Genomic DNA, 4,621 nt, shown 5'->3' on the forward strand with positions numbered 1-4,621 from the left:
AGGCTTTACACACAAAACTGAAGTTAAAGCATGTTTTTGCATGCTCACAATTAGATCAATTAGCACATTTTATTGTTAAACAGCATGACTCAACTGCGGTGAAGTTACTCAATAAAGCTGCTGAAGCTGACTATTATCCTCTGTCTGCAGCCCAAGCTAGTGTTTGGCATCAGTGTCAATTACTGCAAGACAGCAGTATTTATAATATGCCGTTACAACTGACGTTAACAGGAGCTTTAGATTATACTGCGTTTGATCGCGCAGTCAGAGCGCTATTCATTCGGCAGCAGATATTGCGGACAGTTTACATTAAAGTAAATGATGAAGTTTTTCAAAAGATTAACTCTTTATCTGCAGAGTTGTGGTGTAAAGTAGATTTATCTATGCTGGCTGAAGAGCCGCAATATCAAGCGTTAAACGAATTGCAACAAGAGCATGCTAGTTTTCAATTTGACTTAGCTAATGATTTGATGCTTCAACTGAAACTAGTGCGTCTATCTGATCAACAGCATTGCTTACTGCTTAACTTACATCATATTGCCGGTGATGGTTGGTCGGTTAAACTGTTATTACAGCATTTAGCTGATTTTTATAACTCAGAATGTAACGGTATTACTTTAGATGTAATAGATCCTACGGCTTTACAGTATGTTGATTATGCAGTTAGCCAGAAACAAACTGAAGCTGCACAACATAGCGAATTTTGGTTACAACAATTACAGGATGCACCTGCCTTGCATAGTGTGCCGACAGATTATCCTCGCCCTGTTACGCCAAGCTATGGCGGTGCTGTCTGTCGTTTAGAACTGGCGGTGCCGTTAGCTAAGTCATTACAGCAGCTAGCAAATGATTATCATTGTAGTAGTTTTAATCTGTATCATTCGGTATTTGCATCACTTATTGCCCGTTTAAGCAATGAACGCAAAGTCGTGACAGCTGTTGCGCTTGCTAATCGTGAACAAGCTGAATTAACAGAGATGCTAGGTTTTTTTGTTAATACAGTGGTCGTTGTACACGACATTGATCTTTCTACTAGTTTTGTGGCACAAATGCAGCGTAGCCAGCAGCATTTAGCACAATTACTTAGCCATAATATTAATTTTGAACAACTAGTTGAGTTAATTAATCCAGTACGTACTCTGAGTCACCATCCATTGTTCCAGTTAATGTTCAATTATGTTGGTGTTGATTTACAAGCGACAGAGCAATGGCAACAGTTAAATATTCAATTACAAGAAGCTGAGCTGAATAAAGCTAAATTTGATTTATCGTTAACAGTAGCAGAACAAGTAGACGGTCGAGTTGTGTTAGAGTTGGAGTATGCAACCGATTTGTTTAAAACTGCAACTATAGAGCGAATGCTTAACAGCTATAAGCAAGCGTTAGAAACTTTATTACAGCAACCTAAGGCAGCACAAAGTGTTGTTAGTTTAGATACAGAAGGGAGTATAGGTCGTAGTGTGCCAGCAGAACAATTATTGCTTTGTCAGCAAAGCTTAATTGAGACATTTGATTATTGGGTACAAAAAACGCCAGCTAAGATAGCTATAAAATATCAACAGCAACAGTTGACTTACGCTGAAGTCGGTCTAGCTGTTGATTCGTTAGCCGCGCAGCTACAGCAAAAAGGAATCACTAAATCGGATAGAGTGGCGTTATTGTTACCTCGTTCGGTAGAGCTTATTATTACATTATTAGCAATTAATAAAGTGGGGGCAGTTTATGTACCACTTGATCCTGAGGCTCCAACATCACGCAATAGTTTTATCTTAGAAGATAGCCAGGCGAGTATATTATTAACTGAAAGCAGCTTAGTTAAGCAGCTTTCTAATTTAGCGTTGCCTATCCTGTTATTAGAACAATTAACTCCAACAGAAAAGGCCTTTGTGCGGACGGCTCATCAACCTGATGATTTAGCGTATATTATGTATACCTCAGGTTCAACAGGCCAGCCTAAAGGTGTAGCTGTACCACAACAAGCGATTTTACGATTAGTTAAGTTAGCTGATTACATTGCTTTAGATCAGAACACGGTATTTTTACAAGCAGGTTCTATTGCTTTTGATGCTGCAACATTAGAAATATGGGGCCCACTATTAAATGGTGGCACTTTAGTATTGTATCCTGATGCTATTATTACTACTTCAGGTATAGAGCAAGCAGTTACAGCATATAATGTTAATAGTTTATGGTTGACCGCAGCAGTATTCGAAAACCTTGCCTTACACAGTAATCAGGTATTGCCTAGCTTACGTTACTTGTTAACAGGGGGAGATGTTGTTTCCGCCAAAGCGGTAGCCGCTATGTATAAACGTCAACCTGAATTGAATATTATTAATGGCTATGGCCCTACCGAAAACACAACTTTTACCTTGTGTTATCCGATCCCACGTGATTTTTCTGCGACTACCGTGCCGTTAGGGCAGCCTATATTGGGAGATGAAGTAATAGTACGAGATCACTACGGTAGCGTACAACCTATTGGAGCTATAGGCGAGTTATACTGCCGTGGCTTGGGCCTAGCTCAGGGCTATTGGCAACAAGATGCGTTAACAAGAAAAATGTTTGTTCAGTTTGAAAATTCAGATCAAGCAAGCCGTTGGTATAGAACAGGAGATTTAGTTTATCGCTGTAATCTTGGTCTAATACATTTTGTTGGCCGTGCTGATCAACAGCTTAAGATCAGAGGCTTTCGTATTGAGCTTGGTGAGGTTGAACATCAACTGCTGAACTGCACTGATGTAAGACAAGCTGTAGTTGTCAGTCGAATTAACCGGTTACAACAAAAAGAATTAGTGGCTTATTTGGTTACTAATAATATTAAGCCAGGGCAGGATATTATTCGCGCAGAGCTAGCGAGTAAAGTCCCTTCGTATATGATCCCCGCACATTTTGTTATATTAGATGCCTTGCCAATTACCACTAATGGCAAAGTTGATCGCCGTGCATTACCACCAGTTGCTGATTTATCTAGCACTCAGGTTATGCCAGTAACTGAAACAGAGCAACAATTGCAGTTGTTATGGGCAGAAGCGCTAGATATAGACGCAGCGGAGCTCTGTGTTGAGACTAATTTCTTTGCATTAGGTGGCCATTCATTACTTGCAGGTAAGTTACTAAGTCGTATAAATCAACAGTGGCAGTTAGCTTTAACGTTACGAAACTTATTTGAACACAGCTGTATCCGTGAGCTTAGCGCTTTTATTGATGCCAAGCCGGTTCAGCAGCAAGAACTCATAGTTCGAGCTACACGACAACAACGTAATCCGGTATCTCCAGCACAAAAACGGTTATGGTTTGTTTGCCAGTTTGCTCAAGCTGGAGCGAGTTATTTAATCCCTACTCAATTTGCTATTCAGGGTGAATTAAAGCCTAAATTGTTATGCCAAGCTATCGATTTATTGGTTGAGCGGCATGAAATTTTACGGAGTCAGTATTGCCAAGATGATAACAGTGAACTCTATATGCAGATTACGGCTGCATCTGCTGGAGTTTGCCGTTTTACTGACTTAAGCGAGTCAACTCATGAGCAACGTCAACAACAACTTAATAAAATTAAACAACTTAATGCCAGTAAGCTATTTGATTTAAGTAAAGATTTGATGATAAGAGCTGACTTAGTTCAATTAGAGTCTCAGCGTTTTGAGTTGCTGCTTTGTTTGCACCATATCGCCGCTGATGGTTGGTCAATGGATTTATTGTATGCCGAATTATCTGAGTTGTATCAGCAATTGCTCCAAGGTTCACAACCTAAATCAGATCAAAACGTATTACAATACTTAGATTATACTCATTATTTGCAGCAAGAAGAGCAACAACAAAAACTTAGCCAACAGCAAGTATATTGGTGTCAATTACTACAAGATTTACCTCAGGTGCATAACCTGCCATTAGATTACCCTAGACCTGCAGAGCAAAGGTTTGTTGGTAGTGCTGTTACCACAGTATTCTCTCGTGAATTGACTATAGAGTTACAACGCTTTGCTCGAACTCAGAACACAACCCCTTTTGTTGTTCTACAAACTATTTTCGCTTTAACACTGGCCCGCTTTAGTGCAGAAACTGATATTGTAATTGGTAGTCCAGTAGCTAATAGACAACGCCCTGAGACAGAGCCTATGTTAGGGTTATTTGTCAACTCTTTACTGTTTAGAACAAAGGTAGACACTAGCCTAGCTTTGACTAGTCTTTTAGCACAACAGCAACAGCAAGCTGAAAACTCATTCACCAGACAAGATTTGCCTTTTGAGCAATTAGTTGAGCTACTGAATCCAGATCGTAGCCTAAGTTACCACCCCTTATTTCAAGTGTTATTTAATTATTTAGATAAAGCTTGGGCTGAGCCTAGTTTGACGTTAGCACATAATCAGGTAGATATTTTGCACAGTGATGAACTGGTAGCAAAGTTTGATCTGTCGCTAACCGCAGCGGAACAACGCAATGGTAGTTTGTTATTTGAGTTGGAATATGACACAGCGCTATTTAAACGACAAAGTGTCGCGGGGATCTTAGCCTGTTTTAGCGGCTATGTTTCGGCATTATTGAAGCAACCAGAACAAAGTGTCCAACAACTTTGGCTAACAGAAGCAGCTAGTATTAATGTCCCAGTGCAATCTTCTGG

General features: G+C 39.9%; 1 protein-coding gene. It reads left to right on the plus strand.

The window, feature by feature from the left end:
* The coding region (locus ACRCA4_RS14750) for an amino acid adenylation domain-containing protein (protein ID WP_433190287.1) at positions 1–4,621 on the plus strand (4,621 nt) is incomplete at both ends.

The sequence above is a fragment of the Rheinheimera sp. WS51 genome (genome assembly GCF_050936095.1).
GTDB lineage: Bacteria > Pseudomonadota > Gammaproteobacteria > Enterobacterales > Alteromonadaceae > Alishewanella.